We start from the raw sequence: 25,418 nt of genomic DNA, 5'->3' as shown, positions 1-25,418 counted from the left end.
TCAAATTCTCGCGTTAGTGTGTTTGATTTATTATCTCATCTGCGTCCTTCCCTGGAAATGTGCACCGCACGATTTTCGTTTTAGCACTACGTTCGCTTGATTGACGGAAATTACGCTAATTCACTCAGTACATATTTTGGCCTATTCAGCTTACATCCAAAGGCCGAAAATGCTTAATAGCAGAAATGACACAACCGACACCCGACCAGATCGAACAACTTGCAATTGCGTTTGAGCGCTTTACCCGTCGCTTCAAGGTCACTGAGGCTGCGGCAGCGATGCAAAATTCGCTCAACGCCCTCGACATTCAGGCGCTCATTTTTATCGATGAGCATCCCGCCTGTAATTTGGGCGATGTTGCCCGGCATCTTCAGGTGGCACTCACAACAATGTCGTCTTCAGTCGACCGGTTGGTGCGTCGGGAGATAATTGAACGGCAGCGGCCCGAGACGAACCGCAGGTCGGTTGCCTTATCTCTGACCGATAAGGGGCATCAGGTCGTTGCAGGCTATATTGATGGATACCGGGCCTCTTGCAAAGCAATGCTTGAGGCACTCGATCCGGCTGACCAGGCTATTTTTTTGCGGTTGACGCAGCAAATCGTAAAATACGATATTTGAATAATACGAAATTCGTATTATGTCTCTGCAATCTAAAACGATCAGGGACATTCTGATGATTCATAACTCGCCTATCGCTCTCATCACCGGAGCAAACAAGGGGATCGGCCACGCCATTGCGCAGCAATTGGGTAAAGCCGGACATATCGTCTGGCTGGGTTGCCGGGACATTTCACGCGGTGAGATTGCAGCTCGCACACTGCGTGCCGATGGGATTGATGCTCGTCCCCTTCAACTTGACGTTACAGACGGCGCCAGTGTTTCCAACGCCGCCAAAACTTTACAAAGTGAGACCGATCATCTGGACGTATTGGTCAACAATGCCGGTCTCATGTTCGGCTCACCTTCTTCACTTGCTGAGGAGTCAATTGATGAGATGCAGCACATGTTCGATACGAACGTGTTAGGGGTGATGCGCGTTACTCAAGCTTTTTTGCCATTGTTACGCAAATCTAAGGCGGCTCGGATCGTCATGATGAGCAGTGGCCTTAGTTCCTTGACAGATGCACTCGACATGCGGAGCGAAACCTGGAGCGTTGGATTTGCCGGGTACTGTGCCTCGAAGACGGCACTGAATATGTTGACTGTCAAACTCGCGAAGGAGTTGGATCGGGAAGGAATTAAAGTGAACGCAGTAGACCCTGGCCTAACGTCGACCGACATGACCGGAAACGGACCCGGGCATTCTCCTGAAGAGGGTGCCCGCGCTGCGGTGGCTCTTGCAACAACATATGCATATGGGCCCACCGCAGGATTCTATGCTTACACTTCATCGGGCGAGATCGTGCTGAAACGTTGGTGATACATGTCCTGCGACTTTCAGAGGTGGAAGCGGCTAATCCCGCACCTCTGTGTCCCTGTTACATCAAGTGCAATCTTTGATTGCATTTGCAAAGCAATGCACTTTTGAAGTATTGTTGAGGTTTTCAATCACGATCAAATTTTGTTTTTTCTTTGCTCGTTCTGCTTCCTGTACAGAACTGTTTTTGAAGCGGAAGCTGCCACTTCCAGTTTCAAGGATATGGTAGAGTTCAATCGCCTGTACACCAATGGCGGTGGCATTATGTCTCTCACCCATTCTGGGTCCACCAACCAAAGCGATATTATTTGCATCATTGAGAAAGTCTGCGCGATGAAGCTGCTGGATCAAAGCCTCGTTTATCTCGCTGCTTAGAAAATCAAAGTTGTTCAGATCGCAATCAGATAGAAAGCGAGCAGTTTTGAGCCGATAGGCAACTGGCCTGATTGAAGCAGACCGGCGCTTTAAATATTGATTCTAACGTACATCTTTGTCCGAAACCGATTCACACTTTTTAATTCGTGCTCTAATCGTGGGTGGAATGAGAGATTTACAGTCGAACAAACCATGAAGCAAATGAAGATATGTAAACTTTATCTAAACACGGATGCCTTAGTCAATCTTCGCCCTACGACGCCAACCAGGCGGAGATTATCAGCGGCACCTAGTAGGTTATCCGGACAATAACCGTGTCGGTGTAAACACCTGCAGGTGGTGTTGCCTGTGGTAAAACCAGCCCATAAACGGGTATTGACGTTGTGGTTCCCGTGCCCGCAGAACTATAGGTCTGCCCCGCTGCATCTCCCCATGGTTGAAGATGCTGGCTATCTTTGTACAGTCCATAGACTACACTATTGGCTCCGTTTTTCATAAGTCGCGCGGTTGGTGAAACACCACCTGTTTCTAAAGCGACTGCATAATTCGTAGTTTGTGTGCAGGAGAGACGAACCGTTCCTTGCGCAGCGACATTATTTTTCAGCAGTCCACGTGTGCCAAAATTGATGTTATCGGGTGCAAGAACATTGCACTTCGGGCTAACTGTCGCTTGAACTGTAAAGTTTGCAGTCGTAGACAATGTGGCACCAAGCGAACTACAACCGAGCAAACTTCCCAAAGAGCCATAGCGTATCTGAGTGCCTGCAGTTCCGCTAAAGGTGCTGATATACTGACCTGGCGAGAGGTTTTGTTGCCCCGGCACAGATGCATAAATTGGCCAGCTTTGTGATACAGTGCCCACTTGTGCCGTCATGCGAAATAAGGGCGCATCACCGAACAAAAGGCCGCCTGTATAACCTCCCCACGGAACCTGCCTATTGGCGTCTGAGTATATTTGATATTGGAGGCTGCCACCTGGTCCAGTCAGCAAACGCGTACCGGTTGATGCACCACCTGAGCCATTCCCAACACCGGGGCAAATAGCTATACCAAGAAGTAAATTACCCAGGTCAAGCGCGGTTACCGCATCGCAGCCCAAAGATGTTGGACTTGCCAGCATTTCAGCTGAGATGAGCTGGACCAATGGCCTTTCACTTGGCGCAGCTTTTGATGCCGAGTTTTCGGGTTCCAGTTCCAATTATGCTGGCAAAGGCGTGCTTCGTTACAAATGGTAGGAACACGAGCCTGGGCTATTGTGGCCCAAGCTCTGCAGCAAGTTCGTGAACGCTTGAGCGAATATCATTGAACATCCCGAAATTAACGCGGTTTGCGACGACGAAAATACCGAGTTTACGGTTGGGTGAAAGTACCACATAAGTCATGAAACCGCCGAGGCCGCCGCTTTTACCGAGAAGCATAGGTGTACCATTGCGCGGCATCGTTACAACCCAGCCGAGGCCCATTCCTTCCCCTCCGGTCACTTCCGTGCCAACGACACGTTCGAGACCGTCATAAGGCAACCACATTGTATGATCGAGCGTATGTGCTTCCATTGTTGCAGCGGTTGGATTGAGATGCCATTGCATCCACTTCACCATATCATCGGCTGTCGAATAAACACCGGCACTGGCGTACATGATGTCTGGTACGATGTTGTTCGGATCATTCTTATTGAATGGATCAAGACCAACCATCATGCGCTTTTTCTGCTCGTCGTTCAGCGCAGTTGTTGTGTCATCCATGCTTGCAGCTTCGAATACTCTCCTCTTCAGCAGATCGGCAAAGCTGCTATTGCCTGCTTTGGCGAGTGCGTCCCCCATAAGTCCATAACCGAGATTGGAATATAGCGTGGTCGTGCCGGGCGCATAAGCGGGTGCATTTGATCCGATCCATTTCCAGTAATAGTCGCGATTAAAGGCATCAAACGGATTATCGGAGGGTTTTGCTCCTGGATCTGCAAGCTCGCGTGGCAAACCTGCAGAATGCGTGGCAAGATCAAGTAATGTAATTGGCCGACCCGTCTGCTTCACGGTTGAACCATCTGGAGCGTATTTCGCGAGCGGGTCTGTTAGCTTCAATTTACCATCGGCTGCCAGCGCGGTCAGCACATCGGTTGCGAACACCTTCGAGATAGAACCCAGGCGAAATATCGATTTTCCGTTTGGCTCCGTATCGTTGCCAGGCACAGTCTCCCCAAAACCTTGTACGATACTTTGATCACCGCGAACCACTGCGATGGTGAGTGCTGGCGCGCCGGAATTGAGAAACAGGGCCATACCGGTCATGGAGACGGCGTCCTTTAAAGCAAGGTCCTCAGCACCGGATTGCTGGGTCGCCATGACGACCAAACTGCTCGATATCAGCAAAGCGCGAATAATGCTTGAAGTTCGATAGTCAAACGATTGGCTCGAACGCATGTTGATCCCCTGTTCACAGACTGGCGTTACTATTTTGATGTTGCAAGCATTGAAAACAAGCATCGCCTTGAGCAATGACAGAAGGATGAATCAACCTACCCGTTGGACGAGTGACCATCAAGTTTTGGGCATCAAGGATGTAGGTTGTATTAAACGCCAAGTCGTTCGCGCAGGGGTTTACGATAAACACGCGAAACTGGCCAGGATTGCTTGATTGCACGCATCTTGATCAGCCATTTGTCTGGCTTGCTGCGGTCCACGTCTGAGACATGCAGCGCATTGACGAAAGCCGTGCGGTGAACACGAAAGAAATAGCTTTCCGGTAATATGCTTAGCCAGATGCCAAGCGGGCGTGAATCGAGTACCATCGAACCATCGTTGAGCCAAATTTCGCTATAATTCCCCGCCGAACGGACGCCGACGATAGTTTCGGGTGCGACACCGCGGACAACGCCGCGCTTTCGCAGATAAACTACCGGCGTTGTTTCATCCTCCGGAATATTCACAATCTGATTGGTAGTATTGCCGTACTTAGCTTGAGCGATCAGCCTGGCGCATTGGAACATCGCCTTGATTTCAGAGCCTGACCACTGGCGGTACTCGCGGGTCATATCGAAGCCAATAATACCCCTCAGCCGTCCTTGATGGAAAATCGGAATGCTCAGTATGCTCTTGTTTCCCTGCCGTACGAATTCGACCTGAATTGTGCGTGCTACACGCGGCAAGCCATGAACATCATTAACTGCGACGGCTTTACCATCCATCAGGTACCGATGCAGCCATCCGATAAGCGTTGTGGGAGCTTCCTGTAATTCTTCAAGAAATGACGTCGTACCTCCACGACACCACTCATGCGTATTGCGAAACCGCAGCATATCCTTCCCGTATTCTATCATCCATGCCCGGTCAGAATGCGATGCCTTGCCAACAAAATTCAAATACTCAGAAATGGCGGTATCTACGGGGTGTTTAAGCAACTCCATAGCGCAGTAATACGGCCAATCAGTCGTTGGTTCATCGACACAATCCTGCTCAGACCAGAACTGATAGGCTACAAATATCTGGTCCAACCCTAACTCCGAAACTGTTTTTATTCCGTTTTGGATAGATGTCAGGAATATCTCCAAAAACGCACCTGACAAAGGAATGATATCTTATTGCGCAACAGTACTCTTTATGATCACAGTTTTTTGCACATAACAACTAATCATTTTAATTGCATTTATATTAGCGAGAGAAACGCTAGATTTCATCAATGCGCGACACGCACATTGCGCGCTTACGCAATAATTGAGCGCATTAAGTGAAAATAGCACCTTTCTTTATCATATCATACGCTTGGGATGACGATTATTATCTGACTCTAAGACAACAAATCTAACGAATAACATCCCATTTAAAATGTCAGCGATCAATACGAACAGTTGATGCTTTACGTTCACATAACCGGCCGAGCGTTTTCAATGCGCAGCCGGTTATATAATATTAAGGACGATTAGAAATGGTAATTCAACCCGATCTTCACCGAATGAAAATCCATCCAATTTGAAGCTTTTCTACCATTGACATTTTTGCAAGTCCCATCGACATGAACGGGCATAAAGGAGTCACCAGTTGCTGGACATCCCTCTGGGCGATTACCATCTTTACAGAAGATGTCATCATCAAATTCGGGAGCTGTGCCTTCTCGTGCATCTTTGAATTCGAATTTTGCTCGACCAAAACGCGTGTATCCGTAGTCAGCGCGTACGGACCATTTGTCACTTAACGCGTAATCTTCTTAAAAGACGAAGCCTCCCTCATCCACCTGGCCACGAACTTCCGCGCGATTACGCGCGGACGTTCGGCGCTAAAAAGGCTAGAAACTCGCTGTCAAAGATGCATAGAATGTGCGGCCAGGACCAGGCTGCTGGACCAAACTGAGCGGATCAACATAGTATTTATCCGTTAGATTTTCTACACGAACAGTGGCTGTGTAATTCTCATTGAGCTTATATTCTGCAAACACATCGACCAGTGTGTAAGGTTCCCATTCAATCTGTTTAATAAATTGGGACATGCCTTGTGCCGTTGCATCACCATGTCCAATTGCGCGATTGGATACATGGGATATACGACTTCCTAAAGTGAGAGCGTCTTCCAGGAATTTTTGCGATAATGTAAGGTCTATACCATATTTAGGCGGAATAGCGTTGGTCGAATAATCCGCATAAAGTGACTTATCCTCACAAGTTTCCGAGGTGCGGCAAAACTCTACATTCAGATAATAATTGGCTGCAAGCTCAGCGCTAAATCCACCGAGATCATAACGTGCAGAGAGCTCCAATCCAGAGAATTTTGCGCGGTCGATATTAATAATGCGCATACCAGGATAGATCTTAGTGGGATCCTTGTACCATTCACGGGCGATGTAGTCCTGCACATCCCAATTGAAATAGCCGAACTTAATCATCGCTTGGTCAGCGTCTGCAATAATGTTGTCTTCAACAAAGTTAACACCGACTTCCCAGTTATTAGAGCGTTCTGACTTCGTATCGGCATTTACGTTCATGCTAAATGCGGTGACGGATTCCATTATGCTTGGTGCACGAAGTGTGCTGGAGTAATTCGCATAAACCTGCGTTCCTTTCACAGGCTCAACTGTTACGCCGAATGACGGACTAAATCCTCCCTCTTTAACCGCTGCCATTGCATAATCCATCTCAGGTAGAACAACCGTTGGATTACTTCTGTCTTTCGACCACATGTAAGAGTAGCGTAAACCACCGTTCAAAGTCAGCCAGTCCACAGGCTTGTATGCTGCCTTAATGTAAGTTGCAGCTTCTTCACGTTTGCCATCGCGCAGATCAAGCCAGGTATCCCATTTACGGGTTGCTTCAGACGGAGATGTATCTTCTAACTTGTAAGATGCACCATAATTTAGATCTAATTCGCCATAGGTTGTCACGTGGTGGGATTCGTTACTGATATCCGCACCCCAAGTCCATAAATCAGGACCGGACTTAAAACCTGCAGGGGCGCCAGCGTTTCCACCATAGGCAGGAGGACTACGCTGCTCGAGACGCGTCACCCAAATGTTTGATTTTACGTTGATTAAATCATTATCTTCCGGATTCCAGCGATACTTAAACGTACCCGTGTGAATATCTGCATCCGTAGTTTGGCTTTGTTGGCGTGCTTGTACGCTCCGACCATTTAGGTTGGATGCCATTCTATCGCCCGATATGCTTTGGAAGCCAGTGTATCCAAGCTGAATACTATGCCCATCGCCAAACTTGACTTTACCTTTAAGCAGCCAGGATTTTGTTTCGAGCTGGGTATTGAGTACTTGCTCGCCCGGACGGTAATTTGTTAGCCCCGAATGCTCCATATACTGCGGATACCACATCCAGTTGTAAGGATCGCTGGGATTTAATTGACATGAAAGAGTTGTGCAAACTGATGTAGGACCACGGTCATTGACCTCAGACGCGGGACCGTGTTTGCCTGCATGATAGTTCCCCCGTTTACGATAAGCGTAACCGGCAAGCAGTTCTATCTGCTCTTCTTTCATCGCTGCAACAATACTCCCTGAGCCATTTGTTGGCTCCAGAAATGCTGGCCGGTTCATTGTATCTTCACTTGCAGTCACAGAAGGGACGAACAAACTATCGTAATCTGGCAACTCAGGGTCGTTCATTTGAGGGCCGGCATAGCCCCTATTTATAACCTGATAGCCTGCAACATCTCCCGCAACAGGCTTGCTTGAGTTGGTGCCAAAGCCACCCTTAACACGAATGCCGAAGCGATTGCCTTCCTTGACAATATCGCCCGCCTCAACTGTCCGCATAGCAACCGTACCAGCTATACCGCTTGACGCTGCATCCGAGCCTTTCTGAATTTCAACGCCTGCAAGAAGATCAGGATCGACAAAGGTACGATTAGAAATACCCTGGTATCCCTGATAAATATTAATTGCGTTTTCGGCGCCATCAATCGTTGTCTTTACGCGGCCCATGCCTTGCATGCCACGAATGTTCACATCAATAGAGCCTGCACCATTACGTGCTTCCGCAGACATGACACCTGCTGTCCCCCTAAAAATATCCGCAGGGCTTGAACCACGAAACCGCTCGATAGACTGTTCAGAGATAAATGCCGTTGGTGCAGCCGTATAATAAGGCGCGTCGACAGCGGAAATACCATTGCCGCCGCTCACCGTTATTGTATCGAGCATAGTGGTGTTCAAAACATCCGGCGCAAGCTGATTTTCACCAACCGGGTCAGCAATCGTCACCGTTGTTCCGTTGATATGATAGTTGAGACCAGACCCGGTAAGCAGCCGCGAAAGTGCCTGCTCTGCAGTAAAGTTTCCTTGGACACTTGGGCTTGTTTTTCCTGCAACCACGCTCGATTGCAGCAGCAATTTCAGACCGGCGCGATCCGCAAAGGCAGTCAAAGCACCGCCCATGCTTTGCGAACGAATGTTAAACGCAATTGTTTGTGCAGAAGCTTGTTGAGCATATGCGGCACCAAGCTGGGCCATTGGAATTGTGCCGATGATTGCCACTGACGCGAATAGGCCAGCTTTAATTACACCTCTAGAAAGAGATCGCTTATTATTTGTGGTTGATGCACTGCGCATAAAATTTCGCCCGTCCTGATCATTTTTCTCAGCTGATATCCGGTGCTTGCGCATCTTCAACAGCCCTCTCAGTTTCTAGGACGAAATCAATTTCTGAATCTTACACCGCAAATTTCAAAAAAGTTGATTATTATAATCATCTAATTTCATAGCTTTAAATTTTCATCGAAGGATCGTGACAAAAGGCATGCGTGTCACTGTGACTGGCAATGTTTTCTCAACCGTATCGAGCACTGTTTCAGGCTGTGTTAAATCAAAAACGCCAGTGACATTGAGCGATCGAAGCCGACTATTGGCGATGAAAATCTTGCCAGACTGATAGCGCGACAATGCAGCGACGACTTCACCCAAAGGCTTTGAGTTGAATATCAGCTTTCCGCGAAGCCAAGCCGTTTCCATTTCCGCATCAATATCCTCCGGCACCGAAGGCGTTTTGTCCGTCTGATATGTAACACGCTGATTTGCAACTGCCCGGACACTGTCACTATCTTCTTCAATAGGCTTCGAACTATTGGAAACGCTTACAATTCCTTCTGTGACAGTCACTGCGACGTTTTCAGGGCGGATATCGATATCAAACTCTGTTCCAATGGCACGCGTCTCGCCGCCACCAGCTTCAACGATAAACGGACGCGACGCATCTTTCGCCACCTTAAACAAGGCTTGCCCTTCAAATAAGAAAAGTCGGCGTTCGGACCCGGTTAGACGCGCTGAAAACGCGGTATTTCCATTCATAAACACGGTCGAGCCATCGGATAGTAGTACGGTTTTCTGTTCGGCTGAGCTTGTTACATAATCGGCATATAGGCGTGGGCCAACAATGCCGACACGCTCAAACGCTATGCCGGTAGCACCAAGCACTGCTGCGCCCAAGAGGGTTCGGCGCGTAATTTTAGTATTACGTTCCGTCTTGCGTATCTGATTACCTGTCGAACCAATACCATACCAGAGGCTTTCGGCTTCCAGTGCTGCCAATTCGTGTTCATCACTCTGCTGTCGCCATAGATCAAATTGCACTCTGTCTTCTGCAGTAGCACGTCCGGAACTGAGCTTAACCACCCAATCAATCGCCGTGTCACTGAGACCAATATCAGTATCAAATTTTTTTCTAGCAGAATTCATCAATTGATCAGCGCTCTAAAAACCGCCGCTGCCAAAGATTTTGGAAAGCGGTCGCATGAACTTACCCTTATAAGACGAAACACAAAGAGCAATCTTACACAGCGGAGGGATAAATTATTGCAGATTTCTGAAATGATCACGGCAATGACGAAGTGCTTGCGCGAGATAGCGAGCAACCATGCTTTCAGAAACACCGAGCTGTTCCGCGATTTCCCTATGTGATAGCCCATCGCATCGGGCAAAAAGCAGCGCAGATCGCGCTTTTTGCGATATCTGCATGAGCGCGATTACAAGCTGTCGAAGATTGTCACGATCCAATGCAAACGTTTCAGGCGATGGATAGCTATCAGCTATTGCCGCCAGCACGTCCTCGTCGCTAATACATACAGCATTGTGGCGCCTGTCTTTGCGGAGCAAATCAATTGCGATATTGCCAGCAATTCTGAGGATAAACGCGCGCTGGTCACGAATTTCTGGTGGCTTGCTTTTCAATGATGCTAGCCTCAGCCAAGTCTCCTGCAAAGCATCTTCCGTCAACTCGTGTGAACTTATTCGCCTTTTGAGTGTGTCGCGCAGCCATTTCAACTGACGGAGATAAACCGAGATAAGCTCTTCCGCGCTGTCTGTTGAATCTAGCTTCATTTGTACGAGATGCCTTGGATGAGGATTATCACAACCAGCATCGCTCATAATCCAAACGAATGAACTTCGCAATACAATACCAATTTACTCAACTTATAAGTCGAACTTCCTGATTGTAACGTTTTTGAAAGTTTTAGGAACGGTGGAAAACGAGCCACATAAGACGTTGGTGTATAAGTGCGCCTTCGTTCTCCCAGGGCGCATAGGCATAAATTGCAAGGTTATGGTTTATCCACATACGAATTATGTCTATGCTTTTCATTCAGGATTTTTTCGTCATCCAGACCGCGGTGTTATACGATGTGTTGAATGGCTGAGCCGCCGCACAACAATTCACCCGTTCCGGAGACAGCCAATTCAACCTTCAATTAACTTCATGCCCAGATGTCCGAATCCTCCCGGGTGCATTGCTGAAGGAAAAAGCGGCAGGCTTTTACGTCACGACTTTATCAGTAGTAGCTTACGCAAAAAGCCTCTTATCTCCTACTGAAGCGAACGGGGGCAGTGATAGTCTTGTTCACGCCTGGCGGCGGCGCAGGAACAGGTGAAGCACGCTGTACCAGCGAAAGAACTTCATTATCCAGCTCCGGCCAGCCCGAAGATCTAGCCAGCGACGCCGATAAGACCTTGCCAGCATCGTCTATACGAAAGCGAACATATACCACCCCCTCTTCACGACGTGATTTCGCACCGGAAGGATATTTCTTTCTGCGTTCAAGATGCGCCATAAGGCGGGATTGCCACCGCGCCGGTGTCACGGAAGATGCAAACAATCCAGAGGCCGTTTGCCGTGCCGCATTGCGGTTTGATTGAGTGACCTGTGCTTGCGCCTGCACGGCCTGCTTCGAGGCGACTTGCTGTTTTTGGCGTTTTTTTACCGGCTTTTCTTCTTTAACGATTTCTTTTTTTGGTTCAGGGGGCTTTGGCTTTGCAACTGGAAGTGGAACCTGGACGTTTTCAAGCTGCGTCAATTCCTGCTCAGGCTCTTCTTGTTCAACAAGCTCGGGTTCGTCCTCACCAACTTCCTGTTCAATCGGCTCATCAATAGGTTCCTCAACTTTTTCAGCAGGAGCGCTAGCATCCGAAGTTTCCTGATCGGGCGAGATTTCATTCTCTTCGGTCATGGCCGCTTCCGGTGTGTCGGCGAGCTCAATCATAATGGCAGCTGGCGGCGTATTATCAGCGGCCAGCATTTCAGGTTCGCGCAACAACCACATCGCTGTGCCGATATGCACAGACAACACGATAAGCCCTGCCCCCACCCAAAGAGCGATTTCTGCAGCCCGGCTGACGGTTTGTACGCTATCGTCACCACCGGTCATTATGCGCCCTCCCCTAAATCTACCGGACGCACCAGAAGAATACTACGTACGCATGCGTCGACGAGAAATCCATGGCGGATTAGATTCATCACGATCCGCGCTGCATGATTTTTCTTGGCGCTGGTCACCAGTGCCACCTTATACGTTGTCACAGCATTGTAAGCGGCTACTCTTGCGCAAAGAACGAGAATCTCAATTAAAAACTCAAAATGTCTGGCAAATTTCATCGTAAACATATTACTCTGTATCATATCTGATATTACTATCCTGCGGCCCCATAAATAGCAGGAGAACGGCGCAAAGAACCACATTTATCGAGAGTTCAAGCACAGCCATACGCGGCTCAAAAGCCAACCCTGCAAGACAAATCAGGATGACGATTGCAAGCAGAGAGCACCGGAATACCGAAGACAAGGCGTTCAACGCTTTCCATGCATTCATGATACGACGCGTAGTATTTGTCGCCCGAAGCCAAGCTAATATTTTGGGTGAAAGCTGCAGAAAACAAAGCAAAGCACAAAAAGCAAAAATGGCAGACGGCATCAAAGACAGTCTCTGGCCGATTAATGCTGCTACTACCGATAGAAGCCCCAATGAGAGATAGCCTGCGCGTTGGCGATCATTGGGATATGCCGGCTGTGTCAAACTGGTATCATTCGCGGTTAGATCAGATACGGTCATGAGCGTTTTTCGCTCGTCAAAGCATGAATGCTGCAAAAAGCAAATTTCGCATCTTCATAAAGAGCAAGACCGTCTCGATGAAACTGATATCGCTTTTTTTCAAGCATTGCATAGCGCTCGTGAGTAACCATCGCGTGCACTTTAAGGCTTGCAGCGCGAAGCGGGTTAATCAGGTGCCTCTGGATGACAGCATCAGTCATGTCGTTTGTCCCTCATAGCGAGCGGATATTTCTGCCAGTTTGGCTCTGAAATCAGCTCTCTATTACTAAGACGTTTGACGGCACTGTTTTTTGCACTGCCACAGCAAAAAAATGCCATGGCACGTAATATCGGCCTTACGATAGACTGAACTTGCCCTGATTTATTGGAGAGGTTCTGTCACTAATTTACGATTTATCATCTCGAACCGGATCGGTGATTTTTATCCGAGTGCAGAATGTCTGCGCACAGGATTATAGAAACCGTCAATGTATCCGCCAATGGTTTTGATTGCATCCTTACGTATGTAGAACACGGTTCCCTTGCCCCTTCATCTCAAAAAATAACAGGGACGTCTTATTGACCTGCAATTAAAGCGGCCTGCCAGTTTCTGGATAAAAACCATTCAAGCTGGCCCGCACATGAACCTTGACTTTTTTCTTACGACAAGCGAGGTCACTCACGCAACAAATGGGTTCCGACAATGGACATTGTATTTGATCACGCCCAGGTGACTTTTGATCGGCGCGTGGTGCTACAAGCGCTGTCGTTGAGGTTGACTGAGAGGCGCATTGGCATCATTGGCTTGAACGGCTCTGGGAAAAGCACATTCTCACGGCTTATTAACGGGCTCCTGCTGCCGTCTTCTGGCCGCGTCATTACGAACGGTCATGATACGTCAACGAACGCCGCCCAGGCCCGGGCAACAGTTGGCTACATATTTCAGAATCCAGCAAATCAGATCGTGCTGCCGCTAATAAAAGAGGACATTGCACTTAGCCTCCAGTCGCGCTGTCGTGTCAGGGCTGAGATCGATCAAGCCGTATTGGATGCGCTTGAGCGTGTCGGTATAGTTCATCTTTTGGAACGACGAGCGCATGAGTTGTCGGGCGGGGAAGTGCAACTTGCGGCCCTTGCGGCTGTACTCGCGACCGCTCCTGACATTATCATCATGGATGAACCCACCAATCAACTTGATCTTCGCAACCGAAACCTTGTCGAGCGGACGATCCAAACCCTCGATGAGGATGTTATCGTCGTAACTCATGATCTGGGGCTTATCGCGAATTTCCCGCGCGTGCTTCTTTTTCACGAAGGTACTCTTGTTCATGATGGCCCGGCCGCAGAAACTATCGGCCATTATTTGAAGCTCGCTGCGTGATGATCCTGGACACCTTGGATAAAACTCTGATCCACCGAGTTCCACCGGAAGCCAAGCTCTTTGCGCTTTTCGCGTTTAGTGTACTGCTGTTCGCACTCGCTTCTCCTCTGGCCTTGGCCTGGCTGGCTGGTGCGGTAGTCGCAGTAACGCTGCTGTGCTGCCGCTCCGCGTTTGTAAAGTGGGTCAAGGGTTGGCCGCTCCTCCTCACCATTGTCGCGTTGGGCATCTGGACATGGTTTGCCCGAGGTCCGGAAGCGACTTCCATCACCTTGCTTCGGCTGGGGTCGCTTAGCCTGTTTGCCACTGTTGTCACAGCAACCACGACGGTCGGACAGTTTATCGACACCGTCACACGCCTCGCTCGCCCACTGGAAAAGCTCGGCCTTGCCAACGCAGGAGACATCGGGTTGGCCATAGGCCTCGTCGTCCGCTTCGTGCCCGAAATCCATGCGCGCTACCGAAATGTCGTCGATGCGCATCGCGCCAGAGGGCTTAAGCTGCGCCCATCCACTATCATCGGGCCAGTCATCATCGCTACTATCACGAGCGCCGACGAAATCGCCAATGCCATTGACGCCCGTAATATTCGCACTACCGCACCAAAGCGCAAATAGAGGTTCAAAGAATGTCCACCCGATCTCTGGTTCTCATCGCTCTGTTTACAGCAATCATCGTCGTTTTGGGGCTGATCCCGCCCATCATGATCGGCTTTTTCCCCGTCCCCATACATGCGCAAAGCATGGGCGTACTCTTGGCTGGGGCCGTGCTGGGCGCCCGTGGCGGCACCTTAACCGTACTTCTGCTTTGGGTTCTTGTCGCTGTCGGCCTGCCAGTGTTATCTGGAGGACGAGGCGGTCTTGCAGTATTCCTCAGCCCGACAGCCGGCTATCTTGTCGGCTTCCTGCCGGCCGCGTTTGTAACGGGCTGGTTTTCTGACAAGGTGGCTCATCGCATCACTGGCCGGTGGAAACTGGCCTCCGGCTTTTTCGCTGCCGCGGCCCTGGGTGTTGTCATCGATCACGCCTTCGGGATCGCCTGGCTTGCATTCGCGGCAGGTTTAACGCTCGCAGAGGCAATTATAGGTAACCTTATCTTTGTACCAGGTGATTTGATCAAAGCAGCGATCGCCGCGTATGTCAGCCTCCTTTTAACCGTCAATTTCGGAAGCCGATTTCGGGTTGGATGAACTGAGGCCATCGCCAATTCAGTCACAAAATTTATCGCTGTAAGATTGGATTTGGGGCCACATGCAGAACGAGTGCTTAGCGACGAAGTAATATTTTGCGGGAAAGGCTTATTCTGATGATGTTTTGGCGCTTAACAGCAAATTATTCGAGGAGCGGAAGAATTTCGGGAGCACAAAATTTCGTCATGTTTGCAATTTCTTTTTCGCTGTAACCAGATCGGCCCTTTTCAAGCGAGGCAGCCAGCTTCTTCAATTCGTCAACACCATCATCCTTTACAATGCCCAGCTTGTCGCCATAATCCACAATCTCATGCATATAACGTTCGGTCGCGGCCTCAAAAGCAGCCTCCAGCTTTTGATCGTCAATTTTTTGCGCAAGAATTGTGAAGTTTCCCATATACGCGCCACATAGCAAGGATTGATTGTACTTGCCGCGAAACTCTGAGTTAACGTTATCTTGTGCAAGCGAAATACTTGATGATCCAAAAAGTGAAAATGAGATAGCGAAATAAGAAAACTTTTTCAGCATTGCTATTCTCCTCTTTTTTGCTCGAACAAAAATCAAACACCATGATGATCAGAATCCTTATTATATCCATAGCGGATAGACGAGCGATCACTTGTAAATTGCTTTGTCCAAAGCTGTTATTCTGAAAGATTTTTTGAATGACTGGTTTGTTTACAGACGTTGGCACGATACGAGCGACCGCCGTGTTGGCCCTTATCGTGCAAGCTTGAAGAACCCCTTTTCTTCCAAAGGAGCAAGCTCTCTTTGTCGCTGTATTACGAGGTACAGATCAGCCTATGCTCCTGAGATGGTTCTGCAGATATTTTTCGACCGTACTCATCTCGGTTTCGAGAATTGATGTTTCTATAATAAACGGACTTCCAAACCGCCTTGCGAGTGCCTCTGCAGTTTGTTTCGATCGGCCAGATGGAAGAGATGCAATGTATGTATCTAAATCCTTGTGCAAAATAATGAAAATAGATTTGTTCTTGATCGTGTAACCAGTGAAATCGCTCCATCTTCCAGCAAAACGCCCTGTGAAACCGTCAACAATTAAGCCGTCATCCGAAATTATTACCCTCGGTTTTGGTTTACTCAGGCTCTTCATAGCAAACCAGAGTAGCCAGAGAGACAGTAGTAAGCCAACACAGCTAAGTCCGTAGACCATTAAAGGTGAACGGAAAAAGCGAAAGATTGAATCAGGATTGGGGCCGATCCAGAGCATAACAACCATGCCAACCGCCATAGCTGCCATAACTAATCCGCCGATAATTAGTTTGGTATTTTTTTGGTATATAACAAGTTGTTGAGACATATATTGAAGCTCCTGTCAGTTTAATTGGCGATTAATGTAAAGGCATGCTGAAGTAGGACTTTTGCCGTTTGAATTTACGCACAACGATGCCTGTTTGCGATTAATTTTTTCCGAACGATTTGTGCAGGTGTTTTGTAGCTCAAATGTTTGCGCTGTGTATTGCTGAAGCGATGACAGATGAATGCAAGGTCTCGATGACTGAGAGCGAGCGGATCAAGGTCTCGGGAAAGCCTGCGTCTTGTGCACCTATCAGTGTTTTCAACAGTGCCTTTCTACCAGCGTACCTGCGGATCACAGAACCATGTTTGCGACCCAATCCCATTCTGCAGATAAGACCAATCTGTAAACTCAGTACCACGATCAAAGGTGATTAATCGGCGGACCATTTGGTACAGGTTGTAGTACCCTATCCGCCACCGATCAGGACAGACGATCAGTGTTGCGCAACAAAACCGTAAGGCATGTGACCCGCTCGACCATAAGCATCACATTGGCTTTGCCTAACTTCTTACGTTTGACAACCATATCCGGGGGCATGAGATCGGATGGCGTTCCAACCGTATTCTCCATGCAATCTGTTACGGCGACCAGCCATCACGGATGTGTTGGACCACAATCTTGCACAATTCATCAAACCGGATCAGCTTGCGTTGCTTCGAACGAAGCCATCCAAGCTTTTCAGCAATAATGTCCACGGAAAGCTTTGCAGGGCGCCAGCACGCTATTCTGCGGCGTTCATCCAGACCAATATGCGAATAGGTACGGGCCATGACAGGTTCGTTTCGTTGAATAGCTATTTCTTATCAATACCTAAAAATTGGTCCGGTTATTACCGCACATTGGACTGTATAGGTTGGTGTGGCAGAACAGACACGCTCCACAACTGAACAGAAAAGCACACCTATTTCCGATTGCATTATGTATGGCGGGAAATAAAACATGAGTTTTCAAATCAAGAAATGGGGGCGGGTTGAAATCCTGCCGATTGCAATATGGACGTTGCGTCTCTACGTTCTCTTCACGAAACGGAAAACGGGCGACTGAAGAAATTCTTTCAGCGGCGCTTGAGGAATAATGAAGACGCTTCGGATGCGATGCAGGAAACCTTCCTGCGCGTTCTCTCTGCGTCCCGGTCAACCCTGATAGAAAATCCGCAAGCCTATCTGTATCAGGTCGCTAAGAACGTCGCCAACAGGACGCTAGGCCGTGCCGCAAAAGATGCGGGGCTTTTCTTGTCCTTTGATGTGTCAGAACTTCATATCGCAGATGACGCCCCTTGTCAGGAGCGTATTGTTAGCGGTCGTCAATGTCTGCTCCTATTGGCACAGGCAATTGCTGAACTGCCGAACCGTTGTCAGCAGGTTTTCATTCTGAGCCGACTTCACGGAATGCCGAATGGAGAGATCGCGGCTGAACTGGGCATCACCCGCAACATGGTCGAAAAGCACATTATCAAAGCACTGCTACATTGCCGTAATGTGCGACTGAAAATAAATTCCTGAACGAACGTCAGAACTTAGCTTTCCAAATACTCTTAATAGTCAGGTTACGAATTTGTTCGTCTGGCAAATTCGGATCGGCGGCGATACAAAGGATGTCATGCGGCATCGAAACGATCCATCTATAAATGAATGCGACGAAGAGGCCGCGCTATGGGTAGCACGGCTTCAATCGAAGGACGCGACAGAAGAAGACAGAGCTGCCTTCGAGCTCTGGCTTGAAAGTGATCCGAAGAACGGCCTAGCCTACGAGGAGATGCAAGACCTTTGGGGTGATCTGAAACATATTCCAATGCCGAAGGCTGGCCTTGAGCGTCTGCGGCCTGGTCGACGACTGAGGTCGGCGGGCGTCGCAAGCGTTGTCATTGCTGGAATTGCCATCATCGGGCTCTACCGGGCTGGCTATTATGACCGTTGGCAGTCTGACTATTACACGGTTGCAGGCGAAATACGTGCAATTCGTCTGGAAGATGGCACTCAGGTCGACCTGAATACGGATACCGCTATCGAAGTTGCGTATACCGCCGACAAACGCACCATTCGCTTGTTGCGTGGGGAAGCATTCTTCAATGTGGCGAAAAATCCGCAACGTCCGTTTGTTGTGGATAATGGTAGTCTCAACGCTAGAGCCGTGGGGACACGATATACGGTTCGTAAAGCATCGGGTGCGCTGTCCAGTGAGGTACAAGTCGAGGAAGGAAGCGTCGAAGTAGAGACCGCGAGCGACCACGCATTGCTCAGTCCCGGTCAGGTTGCCACGGTCATAGAAAAAGACAAGATCGAAATCACTCGAGACGATGTCGAGAGTAAAACCGCTTGGAAAGACGGCAAGTTGATATTCTCCGAACGCCCATTGCGAGATGTGCTTGCCACGCTCTCCCGATACCGAAATGGACGAATTGTTCTGCTCGACCACACGATCGGCGATCAGAGAGTATCCGGTATTTTTGACATTAAGAACACTGATGACGCACTTAATGCACTCCAGGCAAGCCTGCCTGTAAACATGACCCGTGTTACCGATTTCCTTGTTTTTGTCAGCGCCAGATAAATTTTTCAATTTTTAAAAAAATTTACGTCAGGAGATACGCTGCTTTTGACTCTTATGTATCAGGAGGGCCGCAACCAGTCGCCCTCATGATCATAACAAAACGGGGTTGGTATGGCGGCCGCTGAACGAACAAACTATTTGCGAAACAAGGTAGTAGGAGCATTACTGGCGGGAATTTCGGTTCTGACGTTGAGCAGTTCGCTCTATGCGCAAACGAATTTGGGAAGCACAGCACAGGCATCGGCGCTGAATTTCTCAGTGTCGGCAGGATCACTAGAGAATGCGCTACTCCAGCTTGGCCGACAAGCAAATCTTAGGATTGTATATCCAAGCGAAATGACACGCGGAAAGCACAGCTCAGGAGTGATTGGAAATCACTCGCCTCAAAATGCTTTAGCAAAAGTCCTTTCTGGCTCTGGGTTGAACTACAGTTTCACCGATGCAAATACGGTAACAATCTCAAACGGATCAACAGGCGCATCTGCTCCAATTGACGCAAGTGGCTCGACGCTTCTCGATACAATCACCGTGTCGGGTGGGAAGGCCGACAGTCTAGAAGACGCGCCTTATCAGACGGCGGGTTCGAGCACCTACATTTCGGGTGAGAAAATCGAGCGGTTCCGGGGGACGTCGGTAGGTGACATGCTATCCGGCACGCCGGGGGTGTTGAACGCTGATAACCGTAATGGCGCTGCACTCGATGTGAATATTCGTGGCATGCAGGGACAGGGCCGCGTGCCGGTAAGCGTGGATGGTGCGATACAGGAAACGACAGTCTATCGGGGCTATTCAGGTATCGCAGGGCGTTCATACGTGGATCCAGATTTTATCGGCGGCGTCATGATCGAAAAGGGGCCTAGCTCAGCGGCGGATGGCGCAGGTGTGATCGGCGGCATCGTGCGCATGAATACAATTACGGTCGATGACATTCTACGGCCCGGCAAGAATTTCGGTCTGAGGATAAAGGGCGGCTTCAATTCCAACAGTTCTGCGCCGCCCGCGATCGATACGCAGGGCGGTTACTGGGGTGGTGGCATATATCCGAGTAATGCTGTTCCAACCTCATTCGGCGGAACGCGTGGCCTAGATAGACCATCCTTGCTCGAACCCACCGGCGGTTCCGGCAGTATCGCAGGCGCTTTCAGATCGGAACATGTCGATCTTGTCGCTGCCTATGCACGCAGAAAGAATGGGAATTACTTCGCGGGAACAGGCAACGACGCTCCCACGCTCAAGTTCTTCGCCGACTGCGGGGGCAGTGTATCATCCGACGGCTGCTCTCAAGTGGCGCCCGGCATGACAGGCGTCGCATTTGAGGGAGTGAACCGTTATCGCGCTGGCGAGGAGGTGCTTAACACTTCGCAGGACAACGCCTCTATCCTTCTCAAGGGTACGCTTCGCCTTCCTGACGAACACGAGTTTGATCTGAGTTACATGCGATACGAGAGCAAGTATGGCGAGATCATGCCGTCGCAGATCATATATTTCGGAGGCCAGGGACCGTACCAGGGCAAGCTGAATGAAGTGGTGATGGATACCTACACGTCAAGGTACAAATGGAATCCGGAAGGCAATGATCTGATCAACCTCAAGGCCGGATTGTGGATGACGGATGCCGAGCTCAAGATTCCAACTCAATTCTACCGTGAAGCTGATCCGAGCCTGCTGAATGCCTACGGCACAAAAAACCGGCGCTGGGGCTTCAATGCCGAGAATAGATCCGAGTTCGATACTGCATGGGGTGGTCTGTCGCTGAACTATGGTGGCTCATATACATATGAAACCATAGAACCAGGCGAAGGCGCAGACTGGCGTAACAGCCGTTTTGGCAATCGCCAGGAGGTCAGCCTCTTTACCGCAGGCCAGTGGAAGCCTTCTGACTGGCTGACGCTAGATGCATCCCTGCGCTATTCCGACTTCAAGTCGACAGATAAACAGCCTCAGATTGCCTCGACCGTTGAATACCGCACGATCAGTGATGGAAATGGCGGCACGATCGAAATGACGACTGCGGAATATGCGCTCTTGCCGAGACCGCGCCCGACGACGATCAGCACGCGATACGTGTACACCTATCGGCGCGATGACCGGAACTACCAAGGCGATGGCTTTGCGCCCATGTTCAGCGCAACCGTAGAGCCCTGGCAAGGCTTTCAGTTCTACGGAAAATATGCCGAGGCGATACGGCTCCCCAGTCTGTTCGAAACAACCAGAGGCTTTTCGACCGTAGGTGCTATGCCTGGTCTTGGGTTGGGTCTCAAGCCTGAGCATGCAAAGACATGGGAATTAGGTCTCAATGTCCTGAAGGATGACGTCTTCACCGGCGGAGACAAACTTCGTCTTAAAGCGAGCTATTTTGACAACAGGGTGAACGACTACATAACCAGAACGTCCCTCGCGACCGGTCCGGGCGGAACCGCGCCCATCGTGAACATTGACTATGCCGAGTTGCGCGGCATTGAGCTGCAGGCGTCTTATGATATGGGCCGTTTCTTCGGTGATCTGGCCTATACGCACTACACGCATACGAATTTCTGCAATCGGCCGGAGAACGTCAATCCAGGAACCCCGTTTGCTCTTTGTAATGCCGGCGGGACAGAAAACAGCTATGTCGTCAACCAGCTGCCTCCCAAGGACAGTCTGTCTCTGACGCTCGGTGCTCGCGCCTTTGAAGAGAAACTAACCGTCGGAGGGCGTGTGACCTATGTCGGCGACCGAGGTATCGGCGGCGTGCTTTCAGATTCAATGAACTCTGGCGGCGGCACAATAGAACTGGTGAAGTGGGAGCCGTATACACTTGTCGACTTGTTTGCAAGCTACAAGGTCAACGAGCAATTCCAGGTCGATGCGGCAATCGACAATGTAGCTGACGTCTATTACATGGACACGCTGACGCTGGGTTTGATGCCCTCTCCGGGTCGTACGTTCCGAATGAACATGACGGCGAAGTTCTGACCGGAACGGCACTCCCATGAACAAACAAGTCACGATCAAATTGTTCGCGGCTTTGTCGGCATCCCTCGCTGCTATGGTGGAAGCGTTCTTAGCCCATGGCTCATCCTGTCAATCTGAACGGAATATTCCGTTCAGATTGACAGGCGTGGCTTGCGATGTCTCGAGCGCCTTATTTTTGCGTTCTCCTTCATCTCTTCGAAAAATACGCATCTACCTTACCGTTCAGCAGATCAGCTTCGATGTTGAAGGCCACTTTCACGATGTTGCTCAACAACGCAGATAAGCGGCCAATTGTGCATTCTGATAGTCGTATAATTGATACCAGTTCTTAGATAGTTTAACTTAAACACCGAGTGAGCATTGTCTGGGCTGGTGCCGCATGGCTTAGTCATTAATGAAGCCGCTGTTGACGACGACGTAATGATTATCGTCCTCTGATGAGCATCGTTATGCGCCTCCACGACTTTAATAATGTCTAAAATTACACCCGCAGATTAACAATGCTGCGCTGCTTCATTCCATGCGAACACATTTATAAAATCTGGGCAACAGAAGTCCAACCGCTTAAATTGAACGGCACAATAATCCCAGAAACAATGATCTTGTATTTATGGGATCGCTTCAAACGAGCACGGCGCCAGTCTTGACATTTTATATTGGAACATATAGTGAACAAACTGATGAAAAAGTCTCTTAAAGAACGCCTGGCTATTCTGTCTGATGCTGCAAAGTACGATGCTTCATGTGCGTCGAGCGGCACTGTCAAACGGAACTCAGCATCGTCTGGCGGACTTGGTTCGACAGAAGGTTCCGGAATCTGCCATGCTTACGCACCAGATGGCCGTTGTATTTCGCTTCTAAAAATTTTGATGACCAATTTTTGCATTTACGACTGTGCTTATTGCATCAACAGATCATCGAGCAATGTCGAGCGGGCGAGGTTTACCGCTGAAGAAGTTGTGTGGTTGACGCTGGAATTTTATCGACGCAACTACATCGAAGGCTTGTTTCTTTCTTCGGGTATTATTCGTTCTTCTGATTACACCATGGAAGAAATGGTGCGCATCGCCAGAGAGCTCCGCACCACGCATAATTTTAGGGGATATATTCATCTTAAATCCATTCCGGAAGCCTCGCCGCAACTGATCGATGAGGCGGGGCTATATGCTGATCGTTTGTCGATTAATATCGAATTGCCGACGGACGCTGGTATCAGCAAGTTCGCACCTGAAAAGCGGCCAGAAAACATTCGCAGATCAATGGGAAATCTGCGTATGAAAATTGAGGATATGGCTGAACCGAGCCTACAAACCAAGCGGCGGCGTAGATTTGCGCCAGCAGGTCAAAGCACGCAAATGATTATCGGTGCTGATGCTGCAAACGATGCGACCATCCTTGGTACAAGTGCTCGGCTCTATGGTAGTTACGGATTGAAGCGCGTTTACTATTCAGCATTCAGTCCGATCCCGGATTCTTCAAAAAACTTACCGTTGATCAAGCCTCCTCTCATGCGGGAGCATCGGCTATATCAAGCCGACTGGCTGTATCGGTTTTATGGGTTCGATATCAGCGAAATTACCTCTTCATCGGCCGATGGAATGCTCGATTTGGATATAGATCCCAAATTGGCCTGGGCACTTGGCCACCGTGAAAGTTTTCCAGTAGATGTAAATCGTGCTGATAAAGAGGCACTGCTTCGTGTGCCAGGGTTCGGTACGAAAACGGTGAGTTCTATTGTCTCGTCACGTCGGTTCAAGCGCTTGCGTCTTGAAGATATTGGTCGGCTCGGCGTATCTCTGAAAAAGGTACAGGCTTTCATTTTAGCAGAAGGATGGACACCGCACCGTCTGATCGATCGCACAGATTTACGGTCAATGTTCATGCCTAAGCCGCAGCAATTGTCGCTGCTATGACGGAAACCTGTTTCCTTGAAGGGCGTGGAGATTTTTCGGAGTGGCGCAGTGCTGCAAGACGGTTTCTTCTTGCGAATGTTGAACCGAGAGATATCGACTGGCGACTTCGAGGTCAGCGGCAGGGATTGCTTGATCAGGATGACAACCCAAAATCTGGTGAAGATGCTCAGCAGCGTGGCACTGCCGCAATCAACGTTCCTTTGGCATTTCTTCGGCTAGCAGAAGCCGTGATTTGTCATTCCGACCCTACTCGCTTCGGATTGTTATATAAGCTTCTCTACCGCTTACGGTCAGAACGACATTTATTGGATTTGAAGTCGGACGCAGACGTTGCGGTTGCACATCGCATGCTAAAATCTGTTAGTCGTGATTATCATAAAATGACAGCCTTCGTTCGGTTTAAGGAAATGCCGCTTCCTATAAACGTCATAGGTCGCAGACGATTTATGGCATGGTTCGAACCAGATCATTTCATTGTTAGGAGAGTCGCTCCGTTTTTTCAGCGTCGTTTCAACGATATGGATTGGATAATCACGACGCCCCACGGATCGGCTTCCTGGGATGGTGAAAACCTGCATTGTTCATCTGAGCCAACTATCAAGCCAGACATTAATGATGAAACGGAGCAACTTTGGCGTACGTACTATGCATCTACCTTCAACCCAGCGCGATTGAAGGTAAAGATGATGATGACGGAAATGCCGAAAAAATATTGGAAGAACCTTCCAGAGGCAGACCTCATTCCTAACCTGATTGCAGGTGCCGAAGCCAGAGTTGTTGAGATGGGGCAAAAGCAGGCCAGTACCCCTTTGCCATTCCATGATCGCCTGCAAAAAGCTGCTGTCCGTATTCCGACCGCGCCGGTCGATGAGGTCGATACGATTGACGCTCTTAAGGAAAGTGCGCGATATTGTAACCGGTGCGATCTTCATTGCCGTGCTACGCAAACGGTGTTTGGCGAAGGCCCACCCAATGCGCGTGTCATGATTGTCGGCGAGCAACCGGGTGATCAGGAAGACCTTGCAGGGCAGCCATTTGTTGGACCTGCCGGGCGCGTCTTGAACGAAGCCCTTTCGGCAGCGGGTTTAGATCGAAATACGCTATACCTTACGAATGCAGTTAAACATTTTAAGTATGAACCGCGCGGGAAGCGACGCATCCACCAGCGGCCAAATACCACTGAGATTGAGCACTGTCGCTGGTGGTTAACAAAGGAAATAGATATTGTGCAGCCAAAGCTAATCGTAGCGATGGGTTCCACCGCATTATTTTCTCTCACCGGCCAGAAAGATAGGTTGGAGGATATACGTGGTCAGACAATAGCCATGCAAGATAAACGAACACTTCTTGTGACCGTCCATCCTTCTTATATTTTACGAATACCAGACAGTGGAAAACGCAACGATGCACTGGCACAGTTTCGCGAGGACTTCGATCAGATAAGGCGAATGTCAATCTGACTAAGCTTATTTATCTCCTTTGTTGCAATAAAGATATCAATTAATCTTAGTGGTAAGATCCGGCTTTTTA

Annotated in this window: 24 protein-coding genes and 1 pseudogene; 11 read left to right on the top strand and 14 right to left on the bottom strand. The window is 49.2% G+C overall.

The genetic code is table 11. The features are described from left to right. The first annotated feature begins 185 nt into the window (after nt 1-185). Nucleotides 186-620 (top strand): MarR family winged helix-turn-helix transcriptional regulator, encoded by a 435-nt coding sequence (locus tag J2782_RS15400; RefSeq protein ID WP_310014124.1) that lies wholly within the window; start codon nt 186-188, stop codon nt 618-620. Between the two features lie 55 nt (nt 621-675). Further along, nucleotides 676-1,422, top strand: coding sequence for an SDR family oxidoreductase (locus J2782_RS15395; RefSeq protein ID WP_310014122.1), 747 nt, complete (start codon nt 676-678; stop codon nt 1,420-1,422). A gap of 63 nt (nt 1,423-1,485) precedes the next feature. On the opposite strand, the gene J2782_RS15390 is transcribed toward J2782_RS15395, so the two are convergent. The 11 genes from J2782_RS15390 to J2782_RS15340 all read right to left on the bottom strand — a co-directional run bounded on the left by J2782_RS15390 (nt 1,486) and on the right by J2782_RS15340 (nt 12,802). After that, the gene (locus tag J2782_RS15390; RefSeq protein ID WP_310014409.1) at nt 1,486-1,866 is read right to left on the bottom strand and encodes an ATP-binding protein; all 381 of its coding nucleotides are present in this window, start codon (nt 1,864-1,866) and stop codon (nt 1,486-1,488) included. Nucleotides 1,867-2,083: 217 nt separating this feature from the next. Beyond that, nucleotides 2,084-2,938 (bottom strand): Csu type fimbrial protein, encoded by an 855-nt coding sequence (locus J2782_RS15385; RefSeq protein ID WP_310014121.1) that lies wholly within the window; start codon nt 2,936-2,938, stop codon nt 2,084-2,086. A 106-nt stretch (nt 2,939-3,044) separates the two neighbouring features. Further along, complete coding sequence (ampH, locus tag J2782_RS15380; RefSeq protein WP_310014119.1) at nt 3,045-4,211, bottom strand: D-alanyl-D-alanine-carboxypeptidase/endopeptidase AmpH; 1,167 nt, start codon at nt 4,209-4,211, stop codon at nt 3,045-3,047. A 149-nt stretch (nt 4,212-4,360) separates the two neighbouring features. Then, nucleotides 4,361-5,281, bottom strand: a complete 921-nt coding sequence (locus J2782_RS15375; RefSeq protein ID WP_310014118.1) for a GAF domain-containing DNA-binding protein — start codon at nt 5,279-5,281, stop codon at nt 4,361-4,363. Between the two features lie 788 nt (nt 5,282-6,069). Beyond that, nucleotides 6,070-8,889 (bottom strand): TonB-dependent receptor, encoded by a 2,820-nt coding sequence (locus tag J2782_RS15370; RefSeq protein ID WP_310014407.1) that lies wholly within the window; start codon nt 8,887-8,889, stop codon nt 6,070-6,072. A gap of 108 nt (nt 8,890-8,997) precedes the next feature. Beyond that, nucleotides 8,998-9,957: a FecR family protein gene (locus J2782_RS15365; RefSeq protein ID WP_310014116.1), complete on the bottom strand. Its 960-nt coding sequence runs from the start codon at nt 9,955-9,957 to the stop codon at nt 8,998-9,000. Between the two features lie 114 nt (nt 9,958-10,071). Beyond that, nucleotides 10,072-10,599, bottom strand: a complete 528-nt coding sequence (locus tag J2782_RS15360) for an RNA polymerase sigma factor (RefSeq protein WP_310014114.1) — start codon at nt 10,597-10,599, stop codon at nt 10,072-10,074. 476 nt (nt 10,600-11,075) lie between these two features. Beyond that, nucleotides 11,076-11,921, bottom strand: coding sequence for a TonB family protein (locus tag J2782_RS15355; RefSeq protein WP_310014111.1), 846 nt, complete (start codon nt 11,919-11,921; stop codon nt 11,076-11,078). Then, nucleotides 11,921-12,157 carry a hypothetical protein gene (locus J2782_RS15350; protein WP_310014110.1) on the bottom strand — a complete coding sequence of 79 codons (237 nt, stop codon included), beginning with the start codon at nt 12,155-12,157 and terminating at the stop codon, nt 11,921-11,923. Before J2782_RS15350 ends, J2782_RS15355 begins: the two co-directional genes overlap by 1 nt. A 1-nt stretch (nt 12,158) precedes the next feature. After that, complete coding sequence (locus J2782_RS15345) at nt 12,159-12,602, bottom strand: DUF454 family protein (RefSeq protein ID WP_310014109.1); 444 nt, start codon at nt 12,600-12,602, stop codon at nt 12,159-12,161. Beyond that, nucleotides 12,599-12,802, bottom strand: coding sequence for a hypothetical protein (locus tag J2782_RS15340; RefSeq protein WP_310014107.1), 204 nt, complete (start codon nt 12,800-12,802; stop codon nt 12,599-12,601). The genes J2782_RS15345 and J2782_RS15340 overlap by 4 nt, the downstream gene beginning before the upstream one ends. A gap of 482 nt (nt 12,803-13,284) precedes the next feature. Between J2782_RS15340 and J2782_RS15335 the strand changes: the two genes are divergently transcribed. Genes J2782_RS15335 through J2782_RS15325 form a run of 3 tightly spaced genes read left to right on the top strand, consistent with a single transcriptional unit; the run spans nt 13,285 to nt 15,148 of the window. After that, on the top strand, nt 13,285-13,962 hold the full coding sequence (locus tag J2782_RS15335) for an energy-coupling factor ABC transporter ATP-binding protein (RefSeq protein WP_310014104.1): 678 nt from the start codon (nt 13,285-13,287) through the stop codon (nt 13,960-13,962). A 14-nt stretch (nt 13,963-13,976) separates the two neighbouring features. Beyond that, on the top strand, nt 13,977-14,576 hold the full coding sequence (locus J2782_RS15330) for an energy-coupling factor transporter transmembrane component T family protein (protein ID WP_310014102.1): 600 nt from the start codon (nt 13,977-13,979) through the stop codon (nt 14,574-14,576). Nucleotides 14,577-14,587: 11 nt separating this feature from the next. Beyond that, nucleotides 14,588-15,148 carry a biotin transporter BioY gene (locus J2782_RS15325; protein WP_310014100.1) on the top strand — a complete coding sequence of 187 codons (561 nt, stop codon included), beginning with the start codon at nt 14,588-14,590 and terminating at the stop codon, nt 15,146-15,148. Between the two features lie 142 nt (nt 15,149-15,290). Here the strand turns inward: J2782_RS15325 and J2782_RS15320 are convergent, their stop codons facing one another. The 3 genes and pseudogenes from J2782_RS15320 to J2782_RS22955 form a co-directional block, all read right to left on the bottom strand. Further along, nucleotides 15,291-15,677, bottom strand: coding sequence for a hypothetical protein (locus J2782_RS15320; protein ID WP_310014099.1), 387 nt, complete (start codon nt 15,675-15,677; stop codon nt 15,291-15,293). Between the two features lie 268 nt (nt 15,678-15,945). Further along, nucleotides 15,946-16,470 carry an STM3941 family protein gene (locus J2782_RS15315; protein ID WP_310014096.1) on the bottom strand — a complete coding sequence of 175 codons (525 nt, stop codon included), beginning with the start codon at nt 16,468-16,470 and terminating at the stop codon, nt 15,946-15,948. A gap of 74 nt (nt 16,471-16,544) precedes the next feature. Continuing rightward, nucleotides 16,545-17,240 (bottom strand): annotated as a pseudogene (locus J2782_RS22955) (transposase). Nucleotides 17,241-17,534: 294 nt separating this feature from the next. On the opposite strand from J2782_RS22955, the gene J2782_RS15305 reads away from it, so the two are divergent. The 6 genes from J2782_RS15305 (at nt 17,535) to J2782_RS15280 (ending at nt 25,348) form a co-directional block, all read left to right on the top strand. After that, on the top strand, nt 17,535-17,972 hold the full coding sequence (locus J2782_RS15305; RefSeq protein WP_310014095.1) for an RNA polymerase sigma factor: 438 nt from the start codon (nt 17,535-17,537) through the stop codon (nt 17,970-17,972). A gap of 97 nt (nt 17,973-18,069) precedes the next feature. After that, nucleotides 18,070-19,020 carry a FecR family protein gene (locus J2782_RS15300; RefSeq protein ID WP_310014094.1) on the top strand — a complete coding sequence of 317 codons (951 nt, stop codon included), beginning with the start codon at nt 18,070-18,072 and terminating at the stop codon, nt 19,018-19,020. A gap of 111 nt (nt 19,021-19,131) precedes the next feature. Next, a complete protein-coding gene (locus J2782_RS15295) occupies nt 19,132-21,975 on the top strand; it encodes a TonB-dependent receptor (protein WP_310014093.1) in 2,844 nt (947 codons plus the stop codon). Nucleotides 21,976-21,991: 16 nt separating this feature from the next. Further along, nucleotides 21,992-22,258 carry a hypothetical protein gene (locus J2782_RS15290; protein ID WP_310014091.1) on the top strand — a complete coding sequence of 89 codons (267 nt, stop codon included), beginning with the start codon at nt 21,992-21,994 and terminating at the stop codon, nt 22,256-22,258. Nucleotides 22,259-22,655: 397 nt separating this feature from the next. Continuing rightward, nucleotides 22,656-23,888 carry a putative DNA modification/repair radical SAM protein gene (locus tag J2782_RS15285; protein WP_310014404.1) on the top strand — a complete coding sequence of 411 codons (1,233 nt, stop codon included), beginning with the start codon at nt 22,656-22,658 and terminating at the stop codon, nt 23,886-23,888. After that, nucleotides 23,885-25,348 carry a UdgX family uracil-DNA binding protein gene (locus J2782_RS15280; RefSeq protein ID WP_310014089.1) on the top strand — a complete coding sequence of 488 codons (1,464 nt, stop codon included), beginning with the start codon at nt 23,885-23,887 and terminating at the stop codon, nt 25,346-25,348. Before J2782_RS15285 ends, J2782_RS15280 begins: the two co-directional genes overlap by 4 nt. The last annotated feature ends 70 nt before the right edge of the window (nt 25,349-25,418 follow it).

This window comes from Brucella pseudogrignonensis (genome assembly GCF_031454375.1).
Lineage (GTDB): Bacteria > Pseudomonadota > Alphaproteobacteria > Rhizobiales > Rhizobiaceae > Brucella > Brucella pseudogrignonensis_A.
The sequence above is the reverse complement of the archived record's forward strand: the minus strand, read 5'-3'. Positions and strand labels throughout refer to the sequence as shown.